This window comes from Ensifer sp. R-19, from assembly GCF_049905105.1.
Classification (GTDB): domain Bacteria; phylum Pseudomonadota; class Alphaproteobacteria; order Rhizobiales; family Rhizobiaceae; genus Ensifer.
The window spans coordinates 82670-104902 of the sequence record NZ_CP184571.1 but is presented as its reverse complement, the minus strand read 5'-3'; the positions used below and the strand labels follow the sequence as shown (position 1 = coordinate 104902).

Here is a 22233-nt window from a genome sequence, read left to right as displayed (position 1 = left end):
ATGCGCATCATCCCTGAAACCGGCAATCGGCCGGAACCCTCTCCCTTTGCCTTGCCGCAGCGCGCCGATGTCGTGATCATCGGCGCAGGCATCATGGGCTGCGCCACGGCCTATTATCTTGCCAAGCAGGGCATCAAGGCGGTCGTTCTCGACAAATCGCGGATCGCCGGACAGCAATCGACCCGTGCATGGGGCTTCGTGCGCCAGCAGGGGCGCGATCCATCGGAGATGCCACTTGCGATTGCGAGCAACCGCTTGTGGCTGGACTTGCAGGGAGAATTGCAAACGGATCTGGGGTGGAGGCAGGGCGGATGCCTTTATGTCGGCCACGACGCCAGGCAAATGGCGCATTATGAAGCCTGCCTGGAAACGTCCCGGCAACATGGAGTCGACACACGCCTCCTGTCGGCGAACGACGTGCGCGCGCTGTTACCGGGCTTCGAGGCAGTTCAAGTCGGTGGTCTTTACACGCCGAGCGACGGCCAGGCCGAGCCGCGTCTGGTGGCGCCGGCCTTTGCCCGCAAAGCCGCCGACCTCGGAGCAAGGTTCGTGGAGGGTTGCGGCCTGACCGGCATCGAGGTGGCTAGTGGCAAGGTCGTCGCCGCGCGAACCGAACGGGGTGAGATCCGAAGCGACCACATCATCTGCACCGCAGGTGCCGCAAGCTGGCGTGTCCTGCGTTCGCTCGGGATAGCTCTGCCGCAGCATCAGGTGCGCGGAACGGTCGCTCGGACCTCGTCGGGACCGGCTGTCAGCGCTGTTGCCTGCATCGGTGGGGGTATCGGCTGGCGCCAGCGCAGTGACGGCAGCTTCAACCTGGCCAACGACGCCCGTGTGGACGTCGATGTCACCCTTGGGCATCTGCGCGCGCTCGAGTGGTACATGGGGCCGCTGTTGCAGCATTACCGGTCTTTCAATTTCAAGCTCAACGGCGCTTTCCTCGACGATATCCGTCAACGCCTGCCGAAGTCGGAGACGCGAAAGAACGGCCACCCTGTCGGCGTTCGTGACCCCCTGCTTCCGGCCAATGATGCCGATATGCGTGCTTGTCTAGCCCGGCTGAAGAGGGCCCTCCCCTCTCAGCGAAACATTCAGATTGTCGAGCGGTGGGCTGGCGGCATAGACGTCCTGCCGGATGGCATACCGGTGCTGGACGCGCCGACCACGCCGAGCGGCCTGATGATCGCGACCGGCTTTTGCGGTCATGGTTTCGCATTGGGGCCGATCGTCGGCAAGACCTTGGCGGACTGGCTCACCACTGGCCAGCCGGGGATCAACCTGCATGACCTCCGCCTGTCGCGCTACGCCGAACGCGACGTCAAACCACCGCATTCGCTTTTCTGAAAAGTGATGTCATCAAAGGCATTTGCGCAATGAGCGATGCGGATCGTCAACAGCCAGATCGGGCCAGAACAGAAAGGTCACGGAAGCCTGAACTGAGCACGCCGATAAGCACCGCTCATGCCGGCATGATACCTACTTATTTGCGCCGCAGCATGTCGCAACATAGGCTTTCCTCATAGCCGGCAAGCAAGACGGGCACTGCGACGGGTACGTCAAATCTGTCTCCAGAGAGGAATTTCCATGTTCAGACAACGCATGTTTCTGGCAGCGACGACGCTTGCCTGTGGTTCGGCGGCCGGCGCGGCGATCGCCACCGAACCGCTTTCGGTGATGAGTTTCGGCGGGGCTTATCAGGAAGCGCAGCGCAAGGCGGTGTTCAGCGCCTATGCGGAAGAAACCGGTCGTCCGGTCTCCGAGCAGGAGTACGGTGGCGAGATCGCCAAGATCAAGGCGATGATCGACAGCGGCAACACGACGATCGACGTGGTCGATGTCGACGCGCCGACCCTGCTTCAAGCCTGCGACGATGAACCCCTACCCTAAAACCGGCGGGATGCACTTCAGTTAGGATCTCCCGGTTGTGCATCAATCGCTCGTGCGCTTAATCCCTCGCCGAGTGCTTGCTTCTGTCCGCCGCCTGCCGGAGTGTGCTTCGCCGCAATCTGACCGCGAAGGCCCAGATGTGGCGCAAAGTAGACCTCTGGCTGGCTGGGTGCTCACTTGCTCCACGACGCGAATAACCAGCCGGGCACGTCCGCACCCGGCTGGCTTTATAGCGGTCGAGATTATTTGGTGCTGTCGATGGTGATCCGCTTGACGTTGGCTCGCGCCTTTTCTGTCTTCGGTAGTGTCACGGTGAGCAGACCGTTCTTGAAGTTTGCGGCGACCCTGCCCTCCTCGACCTGGCCGCCGAGGGACAGTCGCCGTTCGAAGCGCCCGTAGTAGCGTTCGCTGAACCGGCGATCCTTGTCCTCGGTTTCTGATTTGCTTTCGCCGCGAAGTGTCAGCATGCCGTCGTCCAACAGCACTTCGATGTCGTCTGGATCGATGCCCGGAACCTCCGCTAGCACACGGATCTCGTTGTCATTCTCCTCGATCTCCACGTGCGGCCACGAACCACGGAAGGGCGATGGCCCACCGAACGACGATGGCGGGGCGAAGCCGCGGAAGACTTCGTCGAACAGACGGTTGACATTGCGATGCAGCGACAGAAATGGATCCATCTCATCACCGCGATAGCTGCTCGGGAGCTGGCTGCTGCCACGGCTCCACGGGATCAGGTCACGTACATTCATGACTTCATCCTTTCTTCGGTTTCTTTGCCTCCTTTTGGGCGCAACTTCTTTCCTTCGGCGTTTCGGCAACTGGCGAGGGTCGAACAGCGAGCGCCCGCGCTAGGCTGCTTTGTCGCCTTCGATCTGCTTCGAAGCTGGCTTCGCCATCTCGGTGTGGATGGCGATCCGACGCGGTTTCATCTCCTCGGGTATTTCCTTCTTGAGATCGATGACGAGCAGGCCATTTTCGAGCTTTGCGCCCTCGACGATCACGTGATCGGCGAGCTCAAATTTGCGCGCAAACGGCCTTAGAGCGAGGCCGTGGTGGAGGTACTGTACCTCCTCATCCTCGGACTTCGCACCGTTGACTACTAGCATGTTCGATTCATGGGTGATCGTCAGTTCGTGCTCTGCAAAACCCGCCACCGCGATGGCAATGCGGTATGCATCTTCGCCAAGTTTGGCGATGTTATAGGGTGGCCAGTTGTCAGCGTTGAGGCTGGCGTTTTCCAGCAGGTCGAAGAGGCGATCGAAGCCGACGCTCGACCTGTAGAAGGGGGAAAAGTCGGGGTTTGTTCTCATAGCTATATCCTCCGTAGAGCAACATAGGTACGAGGGAGCGCCAAGAAGCTTGGGCTCCCTGACTAGTGTCAACCCACTTGGGCGTCGACAAGAATAAGGTGGGGATCATGATGCCTTGCGTCAAGAGGCAGCCATACCCTCCAAACCGCCGGCGACGTGAAATACTCTCCTGAATTCAGGCTGTTAGCACTCAACAGGCTAGAGTGCTAAAAAATTTTTGGTCCTCTCTTGAAACTCAAAAAACAGGAACCAGATCGAAATGCGCGCGATGCCGAAAGGCTCGGCGTCCCGCGTCGGCTTCGCTCCGAATGCGGCGCGGAACACTTGTTGAAAAATCTGGTTGTCGATGAGGAGAGCGAAATGACGTTCCGTCCCTTGCATGACCGTATCCTGGTTCGCCGCATCGGGGCCGAGGAAAAAACGGCCGGCGGTATCATCATCCCAGATACGGCAAAGGAAAAGCCACAGGAAGGTGAGGTCGTTGCCGCTGGCCCTGGTGCGCGCGATGAAAGCGGGCAGCTGCGACCGCTCGAAGTGAAAGTGGGTGATCGCGTCCTGTTCGGCAAATGGTCGGGCACCGAGATCAAGCTCAATGGCGAGGATGTCCTGATCATGAAGGAATCTGACGTGATGGGCGTAATGGAGGTCGACGCCGCAGCGAGAAATGCGGCGTAGCGCCGATTCGGACCTATGTCAGACAAGGAATGCTGACTGAGGAAGGAGTAGAAAAATGGCTGCCAAGGAAGTGAAATTTCATTCCGACGCCCGCGAAAGGATGCTGCGCGGCGTCGACATCCTCGCCAATGCCGTCAAGGTTACGCTCGGTCCGAAGGGCCGTAACGTGGTGATCGACAAGTCATACGGCGCGCCCCGCATCACCAAGGACGGCGTCACTGTCGCCAAGGAGATCGAGCTTGAGGACAAGTTCGAGAATATGGGCGCGCAAATGGTGCGGGAGGTTGCCTCGAAGACAAGCGACATCGCTGGTGACGGCACCACCACCGCAACCGTTCTCGCCCAGGCGATCGTCAAGGAAGGGGCGAAGGCCGTGGCGTCGGGCATGAACCCGATGGATCTCAAGCGCGGTATCGACAAAGCTGTCGAAGCTGTGGTCGAGGAACTGCGGCGGAACGCCCGCAAAGTCACCAGGAACGACGAGATCGCCCAGGTTGGCACCATCTCGGCCAATGGCGACACCGAGATTGGCCGCTTCCTCGCAGAAGCGATGGAAAAGGTCGGCAACGAAGGGGTGATCACCGTCGAGGAAGCCAAGACCGCGGTGACGGAGCTGGAAGTCGTCGAAGGCATGCAGTTCGATCGCGGTTATCTCTCGCCGTATTTCGTCACCAACCCGGATAAGATGCGGGTTGAGTTCGAGGAACCCTACATCCTGATCCACGAAAAGAAGCTATCGAACCTGCAGACATTGCTGCCGGTTCTCGAAGCGGTCGTTCAATCTGGAAAGCCGCTGTTGATTATCGCCGAGGATGTCGAAGGCGAGGCGCTGGCGACGCTTGTTGTCAACAAGCTGCGCGGCGGCCTGAAGGTGGCTGCCGTCAAAGCGCCGGGCTTCGGCGACCGCCGCAAAGCGATGCTGGAGGACATCGCGATCCTCACTGGCGGAACTGCGATCTCTGAAGATCTGGGCATCAAGCTCGAGAACGTGACCCTCAATATGCTTGGCCGCGCCAAGAAGGTCGTCGTCGAGAAGGAAAACACGACGATCGTCGATGGCGCTGGCTCGAAGACAGAGATTGAGGGCCGCGTTTCGCAGATCAAGGCGCAGATCGAGGAAACCACGTCGGACTACGATCGCGAGAAGTTGCAGGAGCGGCTGGCCAAGCTTGCCGGCGGCGTCGCCGTCATCCGCGTCGGCGGCTCAACCGAGGTTGAGGTGAAGGAACGCAAGGACCGCGTCGACGACGCCATGCATGCCACGCGGGCGGCCGTCGAGGAGGGCGTGTTGCCCGGCGGAGGCGTCGCTTTGCTGAGGGCCGTCAAGGCACTGGACAACACGCAGACCGAGAATGCCGACCAGAGGCACGGCATCGACCTTGTTCGCCGCGCGATCGAGGCGCCGGTGCGCCAGATCGCCGAGAACGCGGGTGCCGAAGGCTCGATCATTGTCGGCAAGCTGCGCGAGAAGACCGAATTTGGCTATGGCTGGAACGCGCAAACGAACGAGTTCGGTGATCTTTACGATCAGGGCGTGATCGACCCGGTCAAGGTCGTTCGCACCGCGCTGCAGGACGCCGCCTCGGTCGCCGGCCTGCTGATCACCACCGAGGCCATGGTCGCCGAGAAGCCGAAGACGGATGTACCGCTCCCGCCGATGCCGGCAGCCGGCATGGACTTCTGACTGCAATGATAGGTCCGCGCCCCCCAACGGGGCGTGGGCTTTGGATAGACTTGTGAAGTAAGAGATGCATTGCGCTTGAATCGGCGCGACGTTTGTCGAACTGGTGCTGGTTTGGCAGGAGCCAAAATCGTGGCTCCGATGAGACTGGCCCCGAGGGCCCGCCCCCTGCACCGAAGGAGGAACTTAAGAGTTCGGGCCCAAAAATGACCACGCGTTCGTCGAAATACGTTGGCGTATTCGCCTCACTCGTCCTCATACCTGCGCCGCTTCCCGCGGCGCGGCCGCAGTCGGCGATGTCGGCGGCACTCAACCCTCGCCCGCTGATGTCTTGGAGGACGTCACGCCGGCGATCGTCAACATTCGCGCTTCCGCCGAAACCAATCCTCTTTACAACGATCCCTTCTTCCGTCGCTATTTCAACCTGCCTGAGCAGCAACAGCGGCTGAGCGCAGGCTCCAGCGTCATTGTTGACGCCGGCAGAGGCTATATCCTCACCAATCATCACGTCGTCGCGGACGCCGACGAGATTGGGTAACTTTGAAGGACCGCCTGGGGTCACAAGTTCCGACGTTCCAATACTCACGATGGCGATGTAAAATTGTGAGCCATGTTACATCTGGGCACCTCGGAGGTTGCCGGGAGAACTGCTTGTCTCCCCTATCCCCCAGGGCGAGCAAGGCTTGGCAGGGCCGCAGCATGATGGCTATGGATGAGACGCGAGAACCCACCCGACGCGATTTTCTCTATCTGGTGACAGCCATGGCAGGGGTAGTGGGTGTTGGGGCCGCCTCCTGGCCATTCATCGATCAGATGCGTCCTGACGCGTCGACGCGCGCGATGGCCTCTATCGAGGTGGACGTATCTACGCTCGTCGAGGGTATGTCACTGACCGTCAAATGGCGCGGTCGCCCGGTTTTCATTCGCAACCGCACCCAGAGGGAGATCGGGGCGGCAAGGGCGACCGCGCTTGACGATCTCAAGGACCCCTTGGCTCGGAATGCCAACCTTGCCGATGATCAGCACGCGACCGATGTTGCCCGCTCTGCCGGGGAGGGGAAGGAGAAGTGGATCGTGATGATCGGGGTTTGCACGCATCTCGGCTGCCTGCCTCTAGGGCAGGCGGGTGATTTCGGAGGCTGGTTCTGCCCGTGCCACGGATCGCACTATGATACTGCCGGTCGCGTCCGCAAGGGGCCTGCACCGGAGAACCTCGCGATCCCCCGCGTCGAGTTCATCTCCGAATCTGTTGTCCGGATCGGATAAGCCGCGCAAGGGCAACAATCGCGACCATCACGTTTGCCGAGTCGCAGATCCGGTTATTCCGCGGGACGCCGCGACGGTTCTGTTGCCCCAAATCGCTGCACATCAGGGACAGGCTCGGGAAGGTCACTCAGGCGGCTAATACGTGATCGAACCACAAAGGGCAACGCTATTTTCACGACGGCTGGTTGGCTGCCCTTTGCGACTGGCCTCATGTCGGTATTCCTTCCTTATTCACTCGACTTTTTGTTGTGACCGCCCTTGCCGTCGTTATCGGCATGGTTGCGCCTTCGTTCTGGACTCTGACTATCTTTGTTCCATCTAATTTTAGGGGTTTCTCATTGATCGACGTTGAAAAAGCAAGCGTGGCTTAGGACTGCGAGGTCAACGGCTCGACACAGTCGGCTCTCACCGTGACAGGCAGCAGATGTCCGTCCTTGTCGATTTCCGGGGAGCCCATCCGAGCCTCCGTTCACCACCGATGACGAGCGATATGGCAGATGGACGGCGTACACCGACAATGAGATCTCGCGACGACGGCCAACACTTATTTAGCCATATCCGACCACCCGTCCAGCAGGCTGAAATCACAAATCTCTCATGTACCGAGGATATGAGTGTTGCACGTCAACACATGGGGTACCGATGGGAGAAACGAAGCTTCGCGAGACCGAAACCATCTCCGAAACGATCAAGGAACTGGCAGTCCTGAGTATGAAGCCAAAGGCCCTGATTGAGGCCGTCAAGGCAAGGCACCCAAGTGCTTCGAAAAAGGACATTGCCCGAGCTGCGTTTCTCACCATCATTCTGTCTGCGGAGTATGCCTCAAAGGAGGCCCAAGCCCTCCACGATCTTGCGAGCGAGACCTCGGATGGAGAAAGCTTTGGATGAGCGGGCGTCACCGGAAGCAAGAGAGCAACTTCCCTGGCTGGTGACTTGACTTGCGTGATCGGCAACATACCCATTGACCGAAGGGCGCAACCTCGCATCAGGCGATGGTGAAATATCCCTTTTGGACGGCGGTTGTCGCATCCATGCTTGCGCCGCGTTCATCTCCGATGAAACCGCGGACCGCTCTAAGGTCGCGGGCGTTCAGATGGAGTTCATACGTGGTCTCCGGCGCTTTCTTCCACTGCTGACAGGAACGAGATGTTCTCACCGTCGCCGAGTAGAACCCCGGGGGTATACTCAGTCCGTCGATGTGAACGTCACTTTCCGCTATGAGACCTATAATCCTTCCTCGGCTCGGCAATATTTTAGACCCCTGGCGGTTCAGAACGGAGCGATGCTGCATTATTCGACGGCGCACCAGTCGCGGATATGTGAGATTGCGAACCGCATCTGAAGCCCGCGGAAGTCTACGACCAACTTATCCGCTTCCCGACGCATGAACTTGGCGACGTAGTTGCGAACCACACCCGCTTCGTCGACCACTTCAAACACGTATGTCATCGCCTGGCCCCCTAAAGATTGAGGGGTTATATTCCATTCTGCTTGAGTGAGACTTACGCCTACTGATTTCGCCGCCCATCTGGGCAGTTTCGCTCCGACGACCGCCATTGCCTCGGATCTCACCACCTTCTCGAGCTCTTCCCGGTGGTCTCTAAACGGCGTTTCGGCGGACGCCGATCCACGCGGCTGTCCAGAGTAGCCCTAATTGATTAGTTACTGTCCATAAAATCTTATTGATTTCGTGACGAGCAATTGCAATCATATACTTGAAATTGCGCACCAGGAAAGCACAAGTTAAAGATGAGATCGTGCTGGTTTTATTGCCGCGCAATTCCTCCATTTTCATTCGCGCGCATGGCTTGAACCTCCGTACAGGTGCGGAGGTTCAAGCGCATTGAGGGGCGGTGAATAGCAGTATCTTCGGGCCGTGGCCCAGCCTTAGAAAGCTCTTGATTTCACAGCTTGTGAGTCCGGCCAGAGTCCGCATAGGGTTCTTGTTCAGAGGGGCGGTGGCAATGTGGAAGACGGATTGGCCAAAATCGGCGGTGACCTCAGAAACGATTGTCGTGCTTCGCCGGATCTTGCGAGACTGGTGCGACGAGCGCGGTCATCGCGCCGATAGTCAGGAAGGTGGTCGAACTGCCAAATCTCTGATCGACTGGTATGAATTCGGCGTGACCGACGAAGACGAGCTGGCGAGGCTGATCCGCGACGACATCATTATTGCTGAAGCCTAAATCGTGGCTGCCACGCGGAGCACTGTTCAGGACCTTTTGATGGGAGTACTTGGCTGGACCGCATGGCATCAAGCCAGCAGGGACGGGAAGTTCCACTGGCGACGCTGGCGCAAAGGTGACTGGGAAATCCGCGAAATGACATCGGACGAGCAGGACGACGCCCTACGCGGCATCCAGCTGACGATCCGTTGTCCACCATACGCTCATATAGACCCGAGACAAGGATCAGCGCGAGCGACTAAAGTCCCTCATCGGGAATTGAAGCCACTGGGCGATAAAAGAAAAGGCCCCAGATCCGAAACGGGTAGAATCCAGGGCCTTCCATCTGAGCGTTCGACTTCACAGACGGCGCCATCTACGGCTGGACCGTCGCCGGTTTTCAAGCTCTAACACGTCAGAATTTTGCCGCTGCGCGCCCCGGGCCCTCGATCCGAGTCCGATCTCGGATCTTTGGGCGGTCATTGCCAGCGCTTCGCGGCTACATCGGGGTGGCGGCCGTTTTTTAGGATCACTTGCCGGCTCCGGACTCGTCTATGTCAATTTCGCTACCAATTCCGCATACTCGGAAAATGGAAAGTTTACGTCCGCTTTGACTTGCCTGGTTCGCAAGCAGCAAGACGCGAATGGGGAAAATCGTAGCCGCTCGGTTCGCATCGGAAAGCTTACGGTCATCACTTTTCTCGATCCTGTTTTCGGCTTCGCCGAGTGCCGCTGAAAGGTCGCTATGCGATAAAATACCCTTCTGCATCAGCGTATCGGCAAGACATGCGACCCCCATGATCAAACCTTGAAGCTGTAAACGGCAACAAGCCGTGCAGGGCTCGTGGGAGCACGAATCTGTCCGCCCCTAAGGCGAGTTCCACGCATAAGTTTGCGAACGGCAGCATTGCGCCGCCATCTCTGCCGTAGAGACTTGCTTGGCCGCTTCCAGAAAGCAGACGTCGCTAGCGGCAAGGTCAGGCGACTGGATTGCGCCGCCAGAAGCGGACACAGGAAACTGGTGAATCTAGCGCCGACTTGAAGACGAACATATGGTCCCCGAGCCGCCATAGGCGCTATCGTCGCCGACGATGATCGCATTCCCCGAAGCGCAATTCCGTCGTGTGCTTGCTGCTCAGTTGCGGGGAAATCCCTATCCGGTCCGCTGTGCTCATAGGATAGCATAGCGATTCATAGAAGCAGCAGTTTCTTCAGGACGGACAGGACGGCCTTGTATGGCAGTTTCGATGCGCCCACTACAGCGAACGGAATAAGCGCTGCCGCGGCGACGGGGACCACGGCGGCCCGGTTGACGAGGAACGTCGAGAGCTTGCGCGTCGCCTCGTAGAGCTTCCCCGGATCCGACAGTTCCGTGTCCGGCTCGGGTGTGGGATCCGAAAAGACGTTCCGGCCCACGGCTTTCCGCTCGGCCGAGCGATAATATTGCGTGGCCTGCGCGCCCAGCAAGGACAGACCTTGCTCCTTTAAACGAAGCAGCGGGACGGTGAAGGCGGACAATGGATAGGCGAAGAAGCTGATGACGATCGCGAGCCAACCGCTCATGACCATACTTAACGTGGTCATGGAGAGGTCGTCGTGATGGCTGTACTTCGCGGCTGCCGCGGCGATCGCGCAGCTCATCCCGAAGACGAAAATGGCATAGGCGTTCGGATACTCACCCAGGAACGCCAATCCGCCCTTGCCGTCGGGATGGGTTGCAATCAGGCGGAGATCGAGTTTCGCGAGCTTGCGGAGCATGCGCGCCCACACCAAATGTCGCCATGCGCCCCGTAGAAAGAGGAAGACGAACAATGGCAGGCTAAAGCAGATCGACCACCAGCCGGCAAGCGTAACTCTGTTGCCATCAAGCGAATGCTCTACCGCCCAGGAGGATACCTCGACTGTATGAAAATTGAGATAGGAAAGGGTCGTGGCGAAAACCGCCATGGTCAGGCAAGCAAGTTCCGCTCCCCGAGAATCGCGCTGACGAAGCGCCGAGGCCACTATAGCTGCGGCGACCGGAATTGACGTCGGGGCAATGACTGATGCACGCGTGAGCTGGGACAGCGTCGCTTTCAAACCTTTTTCGACATGGTACTCGGCCAGGACAAAAGCACCGATCCCGATGAAAAACTTCGCCCACACTCCAAAGTCGGTAAGATAGGCTCCTTTCCCGTGTTCCACGGAGAAACTGCGCGGCAAGCCGAGCAGGAAAGGAACACCCCAAGCCAAGGCAACGAACAAGGCCGCGCGAGATTCGACGCGAAGCGCGTTCTGCCGGAGCAATTTCAGATGCCCCTGCAACTCGAAGAAAGGTCCGCCGTGATAGGCTAGAAACTCACTTGGAGCGGGATCGGGGCGTGGTGAAGGCGCTTCCTCATTCACTTTCGCTGGAGCCGGAGCAGCAATCTCGTTCATCTACCAAGCCACTTCTTGAATATGATCTGAGAACCTATTTGGATCCAAACTGTACTTGTCTCGGCTTGCGGAGATCTCGTCTCCCGGCCTGGAAAAGAGGCGTCCATCGCGCGCTCAAATCTACCTACCCGTCCCGTTAATGGAGCGCACTCCTACGGCTACGCCCGATGTGCCGCGACGGCAGGCCGACTGGCCGGCCTTGCCGTTCGCTAATCCAGTTCCTCCGCCCAGATAGCGTCAACTCGTCGATAGAGACTCCAGACTGAGCTGGGTGCGGCTAAGCGTGAAAGCTCACCCGCACTCAAAACAGTCGATCGAACCTCCAACGCATTAGCAAGCCGCGCTCCCACGTGACGAGAAGGAATAGAGGGAAAACATCGCGCGACGTGGCGTTTACCGATGAGGCTCAGTTTAAGGGCTTGGCCTCTGGGAGCTTCCACTGACCACTGAGGATGGATTGCTCTGGACGATAAAGCCGTACGGTGTAATTCCAACCCTCAACGATCGGCAGGCAGTTTGGGATTTTGCCGTCACAGCCGCCAAACTGGACTTTCACCGAACCGTCCGCACTCTTCTCCGCGGTGATGTCGTTGATTGAATAGGCGTTATAGGCGTTTTTCTCGAAGAAGCCTTTTTCGTTGTAGACGCTGATCGACCAGAAAGCCTTCACCGGCACGGTCTTCGGCAATTCGAGAGTGTAGACCGTCTTGCCATCGTTTTCCGTGGGAGTGAAACTTGGGTACATGGCGTCCTTTTCCGGAATTCCACCCCATCCGGAGGCTGTGCCAATCAAGTGCTGGATCGGTTCGACCTGGCCGCGGGCTCCAAAGGAACCGTGATACGACGTCTGATGTTTTGCGAGCGTGAGCAGCCCATCGCGGATGTCTGTGAGGTCGCCTTCATCCCAGTTTGGAAGGTCGAGCTCCCCTGTCTCCTTCTGACTGACCTTGATGGCGTCCTGAAGCCTGTGGACCTCGTCGAGGTCCTTCGGATCGTTGGGATCGACCAGCGTACGCACAGCGACGAAGGCATATCTGGTGCCAACCGATTTCTGACTCAACTCAACCGGCTCCGTCCCGTAGGCGACGATCGGCAGGTATTGATCCTGATCGACGACCATCATCGACATATAGCGCTTGCCCGCGTCAGGCAGCGAGAGTGTTACCGGCCCGCTGGCAAGATCAAATACAGCAAACGAATAAAGCGTATCCCGGTTCATACGGATGACCGTTTGCTTATCGATCGGTACGGGCTCCCGAGAATGCTTGAACTTGCCCAGTCCGCCTATGTCCTTTGCATTGACTGCGAGGTACCGGTCGGTCTCGGCGCGGACGAAAGTGTCAACGGTGACCGGCATTTTGCTGTCTGTCGACTCGGCAAATGCCACACCGGCACCGGTCATGCCAATGCCATGACCAACCAATACGACGGCCGAGAACACAGCCAGGCGGTAGAATTTCTGCGGCATACAATAGCTCCTCGATATGCAATCCTGGAAGGCCACCTGCGGATGGCCGAGCAATTCAATGGCGATGAAAGGAAAACAAGAGATGACCCGCCGCAATGACGGCCGGCTGCAAGGTGCAAACCACGCGAGCAACATTCTTGGATCCAGATGACTTTATCACTTTGAGATTTTCGCTGAGCGACCGATACCTCCGTGTCTCGTGGTCTCTTTGTTCCAGCGTGAAAGTTGATACATAGCCTTCAAGCAATGAACTGGGTCAAATAGGACAATTGAGGATAGAAAAATAACTCGTATGTCATGGGCGGACGCCGAACGCATCGTTTGGGATGCTTGGTTTCTTCAGTAGTCTTGGTCAGCAATCGCCCCACGGCTTTCGTATTGCGACGGCTTTGAACGGTCCCATCGAGAACGGATGGCGTACTATTTGGGGAAGAGAAAAGTGATGCCGGCACGAATGCCCCAACCGTCCGGACCGTTATCGGGTGCAGCAGCCCAGTAGCGTGCGCCGACCGAGAAACTTACCGGTTGCTTACCGATCACCGCGAGCTTCGATACCGTAAAGTTGACAGGCACGCTCCACTGGTCGCCTTTCCAGTCATAAGTGCTCTCCGTATCGAGCCCGATCGTCCAGGCGTTCTGCGTTGTATAGGAGATAAAAGGTTGCAGGAATGTGGAGCTGATGTCCGACCGCTTGCTGTCACCGGCGACAGACCAGATGTGATTGCCCAGCGCGCCATAGGTCCAGGGGCCCTCCTGTTTCAACACGACCCCTGTCGGGCCGAGCCCCCATTTCTCTGCGCTCAGAAGCGGATCGGTTCCCGTAGGCAGCAGAAAGGCGGGCCCGGCGCCCCAGATTATCCCACCGGCGGTCGGCTGTTTGGGTGAAAAGAAGAAGCTCTGCACAATATCGCCGAGACCGAACTGGCTGCCCGATCTCCCCGCGATATCGTGCTGTGAGATGACCGGAACAACCGTGCGGGAAATAACATTCCAGTCTTCGTTGATCGAGAACGGAATGACCGGCTGGATGTTCAGAAGCGATTTGCCGCCGTCGGGGGGACTATAGCCTTTGTCATAGTTGAACTGGAACGGAACGCTGATCAGCGAGGCCACCGGATTCGACAACTGCTTGGCAAGATCGGCGTCCTCTGCGGCAGCCGTACCGGGCAGGCCGGCCGCCGCGATAAGAAGCAGGAGCGATTTCGGTTTCATGAAACCCTTTATTGAAATCGTCCGGCTGCTGCTTGATGTTCTCATCTCAACTTTTCTCATAAATTTGAAATCAATCGCATTAATTGGATTTAACGCGCACAAAACATCCGGCCGTTACAGTGAACGTACGGCCAATACGTCAGATAAGCTGCAACGCCAGGCGTTCGCGCACGGAGACGCCGTTGCATTGTGTCTAAAAATGGAAAACCAACCCCAGTATCGGGCCTTTCTGCACGACGTCATAGTCAAAGCCGTCGGAGCTGTAATCGACGCCCATCGCGCGATATCCGGCCACCGCCGAAATGCTATCCTTAATTTGGTAGCCGATGGCACCTGCGACGTCCCAATCAAGATCGGCCTGCCCGGCGCCGACATTTCCCCAGCCCGTGAGGTAGAATTGATCCGTGATGAAATACGTTCCACGGAAACCTGCGACCACGTCGACCCAGGTGGCGTTGTCTTCGCGGCTTACGCCATCGAGGACGCCGCCGCTGAAAGATACCTTGGTGCTCGCGTACCACAGGCGCCCCCCGGCAATCACGTCCAGATGGCTCCGGCCATTGGTCAGCAGGCTGTAGCCGCCTCCAACCAGGCCCGAAAACGTCTGGGACGTCACACCGATCTTGTTCGTCAAAACCCCGGCGGGGCTGTGGTCACCCGCAGAGAGTTTCGTGTAGATCACGTCGCTGAAAACGCTGAAGCGATCATATCTACCCTCTGCCACGCCCATAAAGGCGAAATCCAGATCCTTGAGTATATCGCCGAAGTCGGACGTCACGCTCGCCGGCGGAAGGCCAAACTGCCCGACGGTGCCGTCGATACCGGCAGCCCAGAAATACGGGCTGGCATTGAACTGCCAGCCGGACGCGGTCTCGCTGTCGGCTTCGGGTTGGAATGGCAGGAACTGCTTATCCGCAGCCTTCGCCGAAGGCGAAAGCGTCAAACCCGATGCGAATACAATTGAGCATACTGAAAAGAGCTTCATTTTCTCCTCATTGACGGCTGACGCCCGCCGGCGAAGGAATGTTCACCGGCAAAACAGGAGACGCGTGTACGACTTGCTGATTGCACCACTTCGCTTGCCGTCCGCATCAAAGTATCTGCCTTCGCGGCATAGCCGCTCTTTGACGTCGCAGAAGATGCCATTGGCAAACGTGAACTCCGTCCGGTCGAAATCACCTTCTGAAAACAGCTTGATTGCAGCCTGCTTGCCAACGTGCTTTTGCGTCAACCGGCTCGAAACGCCCCTATTGTCGGCGCACATGTAGTGGTCACAGAGCACGCCCTTCTCCGGTGAGAGTAGCGCGTCCGCCGCCGAAACGGATGACGCATACGACTGCAGCCAGTAGTCCCGCGACAGGCAGGAGGCTTTTTCTTGCTTGCATGGGGATCACCGTATTGCGGTTGTTTGCCGAGAACAGGACCTATCGTCTTATCGCGCGGACAGAGCGGCTTCTTCCGCAACGCAGCTTGATGCCTCGACGGCCCCGGCAGTCTTCAATTCTTCGCGTGCCGCCGCGACATCCGAGATGAACTCTGCATTGTTATGGAGTTTTGCGACTGTCGCCGCACCCATGATGCGTCCCGCATCGACGTCGCTCTGCCAATGTGCATCGCAAATGACGCGGCTCTGGCCGAATTCCATGCCGCGTTTCATCAGGATGTCGGCGCGTTCCGGGTTGATTTCGCTCAACACCAGCGCCCAGGCCCAGCCAGCCGCCGTATGGCCCGAGGGATACGAGCCGTCGGTACGCAGCAGCGGCTCCTGATCGGGATAGCAGGTGCCTTCGTTGTGGACCACGAATGGACGAGTGCGATTGTAGGTATTCTTCACCCCATACGTCGACAGGCCTGCATCGGTCAGCACCTTCTGCATCAAGCGATGCAGATGAGGGGTCTTTTCCTCATCGATATCGACACCCATCGCGCAGGAGAAGTTTTTCGCCGGCTGCGGAAATTGCAGATCAGCGTCTGCGCGGGCCAGATCCCAGCGCGGCGTACCACGCAGCGGTAGGGTTGCGGCTCTGAACTCCTCGTCACGCGCAAGCGCCGCGCTGCCGACCGCCGGCGGCGGGCCGAGCAGTGCAAGGCTGTCGGGCAAGTCCTTTTTCGCGAGATAACCCGGCGCCAACTGAAAATGAGGATCGGTAATTTCCGGCTGGGATGCACTTTCCGCACCAGCTAGGCCTATGCCACATCCGACAAAAACAATCACCGATAACAGGGCAGATTTATGGATACTTTTCAGCATATGAGGTCTCCATAATAATCTATTAAAAACTAGCGAAAGCATATCGTCGAATACCTTGAAAATTCTAAGGCTAATTATCAGGCAATAAACTGCAGAAATCACAAGGTTAACAGAGTTCTTAGTCAAGTAAGCAAGAGCTAATTATCAACCGAAATGATCAATAGTTTCATTTTCCATTTTCGCCACATTGCTTTGCCAAATCTGAAAGTTTCGTACATAGGTTTTCCTTGAAACACTGTGTCAAACCGGACAGTTGAGGGAAAAAATGGTACGCATGTCTCGAGATGCAGCAGAGCGCATCATATGCGGCGACGGCTGGCTGGCTCACATGTCCGAAGCCTTCAGGGCGCGTTTGCTGCAGAATGCATTGCTTCTCAAGTTCGCTCCGGGCCAGATCATATTTCGGCCAGGCGATCCGCCGGGAGGCGTCTACGGGCTGGTATCGGGGACGGTGACCGTGGACACGGCGCCGCTCGATTCGATGCCGCGTCTGATCCATATCGCTTTGCCCGGTGGATGGACGGGCGAAGACAGTTTCATGACCGGTGAGCCAAGGCGAATCGAACTGTGTGCCCGAACCGAAACCTGGGTCATGCACGTTCCACTGGATGTAATGGAGAAGATGGCAGCGGCCGACCCGAAAATCATTCGGGCTTTCGGGGTCATGTCGATCCTGTCGTCGGACGTCCTGCTGCGTGTCGTGCACGATCTGCAAAGAAAGAACGCGAACTCCAGAGTGGCCTCGGTCCTGCATCGCATGTCGTGGAAATCAGGTGCGTCAGTCTCCGTTTCGCAGGAAAGTCTCGGTATCATGGCGAACGCCTCGCGCAAGCAGGTCAACAGCGCGATCAAGCTCTTTGCGCAAGCCGGATGGGTCGATATCGGTTATCGAATCATAACGATCACGAACGCTCCGGCGTTGCGACGATGCGCCGATGAGGATCTCGTCGACTGACCTCCAATGGTAGTTGACGCTCAATGTTTGATTGTAAGGTCCGCCCCTCCAAGGACATCGAGTATGATGTCCGCCTTCGCAGGAAGATCAGTGGGTCCTGTCAGGCCTCGGGCCTAATACCGGACCTTGCAGCAAGGGTTCCGATGTCCGCTTTTTGTGTTGTTGTTCTAGTAGCGGACAGTCGGCCGTCGGCCCCAATTAGGACGCTCGGTTCCTGGGCATTCAGATCATGGGCAGTAACTCGAACTCTCCAGCCGACTGAGACGACGGAAGCCGGCACCATGCCGCCCAGTCAGGATATCCTCCTATTCCTCGCCTTGAGTAGAATCAAACCCGCGGCCAGTCTTGTCGAGAGGCATGCGAACTCCGTCCTTACCACTCTCAACACGAGGCGGCGGGCGCACCCGGGGATAAGCTCCCCAACGTGCTTGCCGCCAGCGCTGGCCGGATACCGCGCATTGAGAACGACGGGTTTGTCTTCGACCCCGTCCAGCAGGGCCCGATCATAGGGGGGCCTTCCACTTCTAAGGGGCGCGAGCGTCTTGAGCTGTTCGGCGATCATCACAACTGACGGTCGTCGTGTTCACCTTGCGACAGCCGGATGTCCTGTAGGAATCGGAAGAGCGACCCCGCCAGGAAGCAGAGTGCCGCAACGAATAGCACGGCGGCGCCCGGTTCGTGACGGTATCCAAAAAAGGCTACGACGAAGCCGAAGAGGAGCAGAAGCGTCACGCCGATTCCGGCTAGCAACGCCAGGTACAATGCGCTGTTCAAGAGGCGTTCACGCCGCCTCAGTTCCCCGATTCCCTTCTTCAGCGGGGCTCGGGCGACGTCACCCTCGTCGATCTCGCGGAGGTTTCTGATCCGCTCGGTTACGCCGGAAATCCGATTGACCAGGACCGCCACCATCGCCGCGACGCCATTCAGCATGAACGCCGGCGCGACCGCGTGATTGATCATCGTTGAAAGCTGATCGGCTTCGACTGACATACGGGCACCTTCGATCGGTACGGCACGAATGGACGACCGCGGCGCCGTGGAGGCGCTACGGAATGACATTGACTGCACGCGCAGCCACGAGCACGAGTGTCAGCAGTGAAATGGCACTTTCGAGCATCATCAGCCCCTTCGCACGCCGGGTGAGTGGCAGCACGTCGGTAGGACTGAAAGCGGTCGCCGTATTGAACGCCAACGACAGGTAATCGACGTAGAGCGGCCGCCAGTCTGGCGGCGCTAGTTCGGGAGCCGACGCCTGGGGAAACAGCCAGTCGGGTCTTCCCGCCATCCCACGCGCGATGCGCGACGGGCCACCCGCGTCGATCTGCCAGTAGAGTAGCGAGAAGGTGAGAACGTTGGTGACCCAAATGGTAAATGACGACGTCAAGAGCGACACTGAGCGCGTCTCGGGAGGGTGCACGGTGATGATCCCGACCATATCTCCGAGTTCCGCCGCCGTATTCCCCGCGTAGACGCTGGCAAGCAGCATGACGGCGACGTGCTCGATCCGTAGCCACACAGCGTTGCCGGTCGATAGCGTTACTTGGACCATTGGAACGATAGCTGCTACCAGAACCACGTACGAGATCCATCGCGGCATGGCATAGACGTGATGCGGCAGCACCTCCAAGAAGGCGAATACCGCAAGGATCGCCACCACCGGAGGCCAGCGTGGTTCGTCACGGCCTGCTTGGATGACATCGCTCATCGCTGCGCCGTCTGCGGACCTTGGGACATGCTGTCGTCACCCATGATGAAGAGGATGTTGGGTTTCCGGGTCTCCTGCGCGTGCATTGTCGCGGTACTCGCCAGCAGGCTGCCGGCGACGGCAGCCGCCTCTGTGAAGATTTTTGCAGTTCGTCTCATTTCTGATGCCTCCCTCAAGGGCCTCCGCGTAGATGGCCACGTTGGTTGAAAGACGTGTCAAGGCAAAAAGAGAGACAATTCGGAGAGCTCCAAGTTGTGACCCAGCAAAATGGACAGAACATGGCGCTTGGTGGCGCGCATATTTGCCTCTCGACTTGCCGAACGAGGGCATCTCCACTCTTCCATATGTATTCTACACTGTACTAGCGGGCGCAGATATTGCCCTTTAGGGAATCAGCATGGAAGCAATTCTCCTAGCGCGGCTCCTCACGACGCATTAACTGCGGTACTGAGATTGGAGTGTGCACTTCAGGATGCTGCCCAGATTTCGATGCGAACAAAATGACCGAAGCCAACCACGAATCTACCGCCTTGAGATCCCATCAGGGGTGGATAGCGGCCTGCACCGTGGCAGAGTGACTTGTGCTACTCGGCTAGGACGCGAAACTTGGCGTGGCAGGAGGTGCAAATTTGCAGCATCAGATGGAAAGCGTGCTCGGCGGGCATGGTCTTCGGGTCGGGCACGTCCGGGTTTCTCTTGGCGAGCGGCCCGCCCATCTTCGCATCACTGCCCTGCATTCGCATGTCGAGAGCGAGAACATCCGGGTTGCGATCGGCCGCGACTGAGAGCGCCGCGGCATAAGTTCCGAGATCGGCAGCCAGTTTGTCGAACTTCGGTCGCTCCGCTTCGATGCCGGCGCTGGCCTTGGAACCTTCGGCGGTGACGGAGCCTTCGAACAGGACCGACAGCTTTTCGCCGGAATGTGCCCTGATGGTTTCGGTGGCGGCTTTGAAAGCCTTCGCATCGTAGGGCAGTGTCCCCTTGAACATGGCATCGATGTTCTTGGCGGCAGCGGCCATCGCCTTCATGTCCTGCTGCCTTTGGCGAACGACGTCGATTTCCGCTCTCTGGGCCGTCGTGGTCGAAAAGCCCGCTGCCACGATCGCAGCGACAATAAGGCCGCACCATTTTACAACCTTCGGACACATTCGGATGCAATCCTCTCATTGAGAGCCGCGCTCTTGTCGGCGTTTGATCAAGGTCAAGGCGAGATTGCCAGGATCGCGCACTGTGGTCGTCAATACAGCACGAGGTGTCGGACGAAAACATGATCGCCGTCAGCCAGACCGTCCGGAAACGCACAACAGAATTGCTGGCCATCTTGGTCGCTCTTCTGTTTCTGGCCGTGCCGAAGGCTGAGGCGACCCCCATCGAATGCGGGCCACACATTGCGGGCAGTGAACATGTCGTTTCCCCGCAGGTGAAAGCCGATCTCCACGCCGAGAAAGAAACAGACGACCAGAAAGCGTGCTGCAAGCGCATCTGCAGCCTGTGCCATGCGTTGTTCCCGGCTCCGATCTTCGGCGAAGTCACCCTGAAGTCCGGCGGTCGCCGGGACCTCACACCCCACCCCCCCATCAACGGCATCATTTCGCGACCCGCCATCGGCCCTCCTCGATCCGCCGGATGAGCCGGACCAGCCGTCGTTTGACGGCGGTCTTCCACGATCGCACCCGCGTGGTGTGATTTTCGCCGGCATCGACCGGCACGGAACGAGAGGTCAATGGATATGAAACGCCGTGAATTCCTGGGCGGGCTGATGTCGGGCGTCGTGGTCGCCGCATCGGGCGCCGCCCTACATCCAAACACAAGCTGGGCTGAGGCCAGCATAGCAACATCAAGCGCGGGCACCCGCAACCTTGCGATCACGAAGCGCGTGATCGAGGTGAACGGCAAAGCCGCCGACGTGCTTGGGCTCCTTCAGCCGGATGGCGCTGTCGGGCTGACGCTCGACGCGGAGCTTGCGTTCGACGTCACCCTTTCAAATCAAGGCGGCGAAGCGACGCTCATCCACTGGCACGGACTTGCGCCGCCATGGAATATGGACGGAGTCCCGGACAATCCCGCAGCGCTTCTGAAAGCGAAGGAAACCCGGCGCTACACGTTTCCGGTCGGCTCCGGCGGCACGCACTGGATGCATGCGCATACGCTCCAGGAGCAGAACCTGCTTGCCGCGCCCCTGATCGTGCGGACGGCCGACGACAGGCAGCGCGACGAGCAGGAAGTGGTCATCCTGCTCCACGACTTCTCCTTCACGCCTGCCGAAGAACTGCACGCCAAGCTGAAGGGATCATCGGGCGGTCACGGGATGGACCACAGTGCGATGGTGCAGGGCATGGCGTCCAGCATGCAGGGCCACATGTCCGGCATGGCGATGCCAGGCATGGCCGCCATGGATCTGAACGACATCGAGTACGATGCCTATCTCGCCAACGACCGGACGCTCGACGACCCTGAAGTCTTCACCGTCGAGAGCGGCGGACGCGTCCGCCTGCGCATCATCAATGGCGCGACGGCCACCGCCTTCACGATCGACACGGGCACGCTCACCGGACAGTTGATCGCCGTCGACGGACAGCCGGTGCAGCCGGTTCTAGGGACACGCTTCCCGATCTCCATGGGACAGCGGCTCGATATCCGGCTTGAACTTCCGAAGTCCGCCAAAGCCCATCCAATCCTGGCGCTGCGCGAGCGCACTGAGCATCGCGCAGGGGTCATCCTTGCGCCGACGGGCGCCACGATCGCCAGGATCGCAGCGCGTGGAGAGGATTCCGGTCCAATCGTCGGGCTCGACCTCGAAACGCGGCTCGCAGCAGCCGCGCCGCTTGCCGTCCGTGCCGCCGACCGTCGGTTTGAATTGACGCTTATGGGCAGCATGAGCGGCTACGACTGGCGGATCGAGGGCGGCGACAACCTTGGCGTTCGCCAAGGTGAAAGGATCGAGATCGTCATGCGCAACATGTCGATGATGTCCCATCCGATGCATTTGCACGGGCACCACTTCCAGGTGGTCGACATCAACGGAAAGGCAATCGGCGGCGCCGTGAGGGATACCGTTGTTGTGCCACCGATGGGGAGCGTGAGCGTAGTGTTCGACGCAAACAATCCGGGCCGTTGGCCGCTCCACTGCCATCACCTCTATCACATGGCATCGGGAATGATGTCCTTCGTCGCTTACGCATAAACAAGAGACGTCCGGCCCGCTTATTGGGTGGCTGGACGCTAGCTCTGTTGGAG

At 58.6% G+C, this 22233-nt stretch carries 26 protein-coding genes; 11 read left to right on the top strand and 15 right to left on the bottom strand.

Features of this window, described 5'->3' with window-relative positions:
• Positions 1 to 1344 (top strand): NAD(P)/FAD-dependent oxidoreductase, encoded by a 1344-nt coding sequence (locus tag ACN9MO_RS30870; RefSeq protein ID WP_112997286.1) that lies wholly within the window; start codon positions 1 to 3, stop codon positions 1342 to 1344.
• Positions 1345 to 1584: 240 nt separating this feature from the next.
• On the top strand, positions 1585 to 1887 hold the full coding sequence (locus ACN9MO_RS30865; protein ID WP_218374308.1) for a hypothetical protein: 303 nt from the start codon (positions 1585 to 1587) through the stop codon (positions 1885 to 1887).
• Between the two features lie 242 nt (positions 1888 to 2129).
• On the opposite strand, the gene ACN9MO_RS30860 is transcribed toward ACN9MO_RS30865, so the two are convergent.
• The 3 genes from ACN9MO_RS30860 to ACN9MO_RS30850 form a co-directional block, all read right to left on the bottom strand.
• Complete coding sequence (locus ACN9MO_RS30860) at positions 2130 to 2639, bottom strand: Hsp20/alpha crystallin family protein (protein WP_057252218.1); 510 nt, start codon at positions 2637 to 2639, stop codon at positions 2130 to 2132.
• A gap of 99 nt (positions 2640 to 2738) precedes the next feature.
• Positions 2739 to 3200, bottom strand: coding sequence for an Hsp20 family protein (locus ACN9MO_RS30855; RefSeq protein WP_425989060.1), 462 nt, complete (start codon positions 3198 to 3200; stop codon positions 2739 to 2741).
• 198 nt (positions 3201 to 3398) lie between these two features.
• Positions 3399 to 3581 (bottom strand): hypothetical protein, encoded by a 183-nt coding sequence (locus ACN9MO_RS30850; RefSeq protein ID WP_162770959.1) that lies wholly within the window; start codon positions 3579 to 3581, stop codon positions 3399 to 3401.
• Between ACN9MO_RS30850 and ACN9MO_RS30845 the strand changes: the two genes are divergently transcribed.
• From ACN9MO_RS30845 to ACN9MO_RS30825, 5 genes are all read left to right on the top strand, one after another.
• On the top strand, positions 3561 to 3875 hold the full coding sequence (locus ACN9MO_RS30845) for a co-chaperone GroES (protein WP_057252225.1): 315 nt from the start codon (positions 3561 to 3563) through the stop codon (positions 3873 to 3875). The genes ACN9MO_RS30850 and ACN9MO_RS30845 overlap by 21 nt on opposite strands.
• A gap of 55 nt (positions 3876 to 3930) precedes the next feature.
• Positions 3931 to 5559, top strand: coding sequence for a chaperonin GroEL (gene groL, locus ACN9MO_RS30840; protein WP_057252216.1), 1629 nt, complete (start codon positions 3931 to 3933; stop codon positions 5557 to 5559).
• 328 nt (positions 5560 to 5887) lie between these two features.
• Complete coding sequence (locus ACN9MO_RS30835; protein WP_375374156.1) at positions 5888 to 6094, top strand: hypothetical protein; 207 nt, start codon at positions 5888 to 5890, stop codon at positions 6092 to 6094.
• Between the two features lie 164 nt (positions 6095 to 6258).
• On the top strand, positions 6259 to 6822 hold the full coding sequence (gene petA, locus ACN9MO_RS30830; protein WP_218374317.1) for a ubiquinol-cytochrome c reductase iron-sulfur subunit: 564 nt from the start codon (positions 6259 to 6261) through the stop codon (positions 6820 to 6822).
• Between the two features lie 642 nt (positions 6823 to 7464).
• Positions 7465 to 7710, top strand: a complete 246-nt coding sequence (locus ACN9MO_RS30825) for a hypothetical protein (RefSeq protein WP_113737298.1) — start codon at positions 7465 to 7467, stop codon at positions 7708 to 7710.
• Positions 7711 to 8112: 402 nt separating this feature from the next.
• Here the strand turns inward: ACN9MO_RS30825 and ACN9MO_RS30820 are convergent, their stop codons facing one another.
• On the bottom strand, positions 8113 to 8271 hold the full coding sequence (locus tag ACN9MO_RS30820) for a hypothetical protein (protein WP_218374310.1): 159 nt from the start codon (positions 8269 to 8271) through the stop codon (positions 8113 to 8115).
• Positions 8272 to 8786: 515 nt separating this feature from the next.
• Here ACN9MO_RS30820 and ACN9MO_RS30815 point away from each other — a divergent pair.
• On the top strand, positions 8787 to 9008 hold the full coding sequence (locus tag ACN9MO_RS30815) for a hypothetical protein (RefSeq protein WP_057252211.1): 222 nt from the start codon (positions 8787 to 8789) through the stop codon (positions 9006 to 9008).
• 508 nt (positions 9009 to 9516) lie between these two features.
• On the opposite strand, the gene ACN9MO_RS30810 is transcribed toward ACN9MO_RS30815, so the two are convergent.
• From ACN9MO_RS30810 to ACN9MO_RS30780, 7 genes are all read right to left on the bottom strand, one after another.
• Positions 9517 to 9756 carry a hypothetical protein gene (locus tag ACN9MO_RS30810; protein ID WP_309239089.1) on the bottom strand — a complete coding sequence of 80 codons (240 nt, stop codon included), beginning with the start codon at positions 9754 to 9756 and terminating at the stop codon, positions 9517 to 9519.
• A 422-nt stretch (positions 9757 to 10178) separates the two neighbouring features.
• On the bottom strand, positions 10179 to 11405 hold the full coding sequence (locus tag ACN9MO_RS30805) for a hypothetical protein (RefSeq protein WP_425989053.1): 1227 nt from the start codon (positions 11403 to 11405) through the stop codon (positions 10179 to 10181).
• Between the two features lie 406 nt (positions 11406 to 11811).
• Positions 11812 to 12873 (bottom strand): DUF1254 domain-containing protein, encoded by a 1062-nt coding sequence (locus ACN9MO_RS30800; protein WP_425989051.1) that lies wholly within the window; start codon positions 12871 to 12873, stop codon positions 11812 to 11814.
• 420 nt (positions 12874 to 13293) lie between these two features.
• Positions 13294 to 14085 (bottom strand): transporter, encoded by a 792-nt coding sequence (locus ACN9MO_RS30795; protein WP_425989048.1) that lies wholly within the window; start codon positions 14083 to 14085, stop codon positions 13294 to 13296.
• Positions 14086 to 14278: 193 nt separating this feature from the next.
• Positions 14279 to 15070: a hypothetical protein gene (locus ACN9MO_RS30790; protein ID WP_113737295.1), complete on the bottom strand. Its 792-nt coding sequence runs from the start codon at positions 15068 to 15070 to the stop codon at positions 14279 to 14281.
• Between the two features lie 42 nt (positions 15071 to 15112).
• On the bottom strand, positions 15113 to 15445 hold the full coding sequence (locus tag ACN9MO_RS30785; protein ID WP_425989320.1) for a YcgJ family protein: 333 nt from the start codon (positions 15443 to 15445) through the stop codon (positions 15113 to 15115).
• Positions 15446 to 15517: 72 nt separating this feature from the next.
• Entirely contained in the window at positions 15518 to 16336 is an 819-nt protein-coding gene (locus tag ACN9MO_RS30780) for an acid phosphatase (protein WP_425989045.1), read from the bottom strand.
• 265 nt (positions 16337 to 16601) lie between these two features.
• Here ACN9MO_RS30780 and ACN9MO_RS30775 point away from each other — a divergent pair, with 265 nt between their 5' ends.
• Positions 16602 to 17291: a Crp/Fnr family transcriptional regulator gene (locus ACN9MO_RS30775; protein ID WP_425989317.1), complete on the top strand. Its 690-nt coding sequence runs from the start codon at positions 16602 to 16604 to the stop codon at positions 17289 to 17291.
• A gap of 561 nt (positions 17292 to 17852) precedes the next feature.
• Here the strand turns inward: ACN9MO_RS30775 and ACN9MO_RS30770 are convergent.
• The 4 genes from ACN9MO_RS30770 to ACN9MO_RS30755 all read right to left on the bottom strand — a co-directional run bounded on the left by ACN9MO_RS30770 (position 17853) and on the right by ACN9MO_RS30755 (position 20144).
• On the bottom strand, positions 17853 to 18281 hold the full coding sequence (locus tag ACN9MO_RS30770; RefSeq protein WP_425989043.1) for a DUF2721 domain-containing protein: 429 nt from the start codon (positions 18279 to 18281) through the stop codon (positions 17853 to 17855).
• A gap of 55 nt (positions 18282 to 18336) precedes the next feature.
• Entirely contained in the window at positions 18337 to 18996 is a 660-nt protein-coding gene (locus tag ACN9MO_RS30765; RefSeq protein ID WP_057251544.1) for a hypothetical protein, read from the bottom strand.
• Positions 18993 to 19154: a hypothetical protein gene (locus ACN9MO_RS30760; protein WP_156414656.1), complete on the bottom strand. Its 162-nt coding sequence runs from the start codon at positions 19152 to 19154 to the stop codon at positions 18993 to 18995. Before ACN9MO_RS30760 ends, ACN9MO_RS30765 begins: the two co-directional genes overlap by 4 nt.
• Before the next feature lie 426 nt (positions 19155 to 19580).
• Positions 19581 to 20144 carry a cytochrome c gene (locus ACN9MO_RS30755; RefSeq protein ID WP_057251610.1) on the bottom strand — a complete coding sequence of 188 codons (564 nt, stop codon included), beginning with the start codon at positions 20142 to 20144 and terminating at the stop codon, positions 19581 to 19583.
• Positions 20145 to 20263: 119 nt separating this feature from the next.
• On the opposite strand from ACN9MO_RS30755, the gene ACN9MO_RS30750 reads away from it, so the two are divergent.
• On the top strand, positions 20264 to 20626 hold the full coding sequence (locus tag ACN9MO_RS30750; protein WP_156414661.1) for a hypothetical protein: 363 nt from the start codon (positions 20264 to 20266) through the stop codon (positions 20624 to 20626).
• Positions 20627 to 20725: 99 nt separating this feature from the next.
• Positions 20726 to 22180, top strand: coding sequence for a multicopper oxidase domain-containing protein (locus ACN9MO_RS30745; RefSeq protein ID WP_113738038.1), 1455 nt, complete (start codon positions 20726 to 20728; stop codon positions 22178 to 22180).
• Positions 22181 to 22233 lie beyond the last annotated feature (53 nt).

What these genes read in the sequence shown, in the direction of transcription:
- petA (WP_218374317.1), top strand. Translation starts at nt 6,259, where the DNA reads ATGGCTATGGATGAGACGCGAGAACCCACCCGACGCGATTTTCTCTAT.
- ACN9MO_RS30760 (WP_156414656.1), bottom strand. Translation starts at nt 19,154, where the DNA reads ATGAGACGAACTGCAAAAATCTTCACAGAGGCGGCTGCCGTCGCCGGC.
- ACN9MO_RS30850 (WP_162770959.1), bottom strand. Translation starts at nt 3,581, where the DNA reads ATGCAAGGGACGGAACGTCATTTCGCTCTCCTCATCGACAACCAGATT.
- ACN9MO_RS30860 (WP_057252218.1), bottom strand. Translation starts at nt 2,639, where the DNA reads ATGAATGTACGTGACCTGATCCCGTGGAGCCGTGGCAGCAGCCAGCTC.
- ACN9MO_RS30845 (WP_057252225.1), top strand. Translation starts at nt 3,561, where the DNA reads ATGACGTTCCGTCCCTTGCATGACCGTATCCTGGTTCGCCGCATCGGG.
- ACN9MO_RS30750 (WP_156414661.1), top strand. Translation starts at nt 20,264, where the DNA reads ATGATCGCCGTCAGCCAGACCGTCCGGAAACGCACAACAGAATTGCTG.
- ACN9MO_RS30780 (WP_425989045.1), bottom strand. Translation starts at nt 16,336, where the DNA reads ATGCTGAAAAGTATCCATAAATCTGCCCTGTTATCGGTGATTGTTTTT.
- ACN9MO_RS30870 (WP_112997286.1), top strand. Translation starts at nt 1, where the DNA reads ATGCGCATCATCCCTGAAACCGGCAATCGGCCGGAACCCTCTCCCTTT.
- ACN9MO_RS30825 (WP_113737298.1), top strand. Translation starts at nt 7,465, where the DNA reads ATGGGAGAAACGAAGCTTCGCGAGACCGAAACCATCTCCGAAACGATC.
- ACN9MO_RS30775 (WP_425989317.1), top strand. Translation starts at nt 16,602, where the DNA reads ATGGTACGCATGTCTCGAGATGCAGCAGAGCGCATCATATGCGGCGAC.
- ACN9MO_RS30765 (WP_057251544.1), bottom strand. Translation starts at nt 18,996, where the DNA reads ATGAGCGATGTCATCCAAGCAGGCCGTGACGAACCACGCTGGCCTCCG.
- ACN9MO_RS30790 (WP_113737295.1), bottom strand. Translation starts at nt 15,070, where the DNA reads ATGAAGCTCTTTTCAGTATGCTCAATTGTATTCGCATCGGGTTTGACG.
- ACN9MO_RS30855 (WP_425989060.1), bottom strand. Translation starts at nt 3,200, where the DNA reads ATGAGAACAAACCCCGACTTTTCCCCCTTCTACAGGTCGAGCGTCGGC.
- ACN9MO_RS30800 (WP_425989051.1), bottom strand. Translation starts at nt 12,873, where the DNA reads ATGCCGCAGAAATTCTACCGCCTGGCTGTGTTCTCGGCCGTCGTATTG.
- ACN9MO_RS30805 (WP_425989053.1), bottom strand. Translation starts at nt 11,405, where the DNA reads ATGAACGAGATTGCTGCTCCGGCTCCAGCGAAAGTGAATGAGGAAGCG.
- ACN9MO_RS30745 (WP_113738038.1), top strand. Translation starts at nt 20,726, where the DNA reads ATGAAACGCCGTGAATTCCTGGGCGGGCTGATGTCGGGCGTCGTGGTC.
- ACN9MO_RS30815 (WP_057252211.1), top strand. Translation starts at nt 8,787, where the DNA reads ATGTGGAAGACGGATTGGCCAAAATCGGCGGTGACCTCAGAAACGATT.
- ACN9MO_RS30865 (WP_218374308.1), top strand. Translation starts at nt 1,585, where the DNA reads ATGTTCAGACAACGCATGTTTCTGGCAGCGACGACGCTTGCCTGTGGT.
- groL (WP_057252216.1), top strand. Translation starts at nt 3,931, where the DNA reads ATGGCTGCCAAGGAAGTGAAATTTCATTCCGACGCCCGCGAAAGGATG.
- ACN9MO_RS30755 (WP_057251610.1), bottom strand. Translation starts at nt 20,144, where the DNA reads ATGTGTCCGAAGGTTGTAAAATGGTGCGGCCTTATTGTCGCTGCGATC.
- ACN9MO_RS30770 (WP_425989043.1), bottom strand. Translation starts at nt 18,281, where the DNA reads ATGTCAGTCGAAGCCGATCAGCTTTCAACGATGATCAATCACGCGGTC.
- ACN9MO_RS30795 (WP_425989048.1), bottom strand. Translation starts at nt 14,085, where the DNA reads ATGAAACCGAAATCGCTCCTGCTTCTTATCGCGGCGGCCGGCCTGCCC.
- ACN9MO_RS30810 (WP_309239089.1), bottom strand. Translation starts at nt 9,756, where the DNA reads ATGCAGAAGGGTATTTTATCGCATAGCGACCTTTCAGCGGCACTCGGC.
- ACN9MO_RS30820 (WP_218374310.1), bottom strand. Translation starts at nt 8,271, where the DNA reads ATGACATACGTGTTTGAAGTGGTCGACGAAGCGGGTGTGGTTCGCAAC.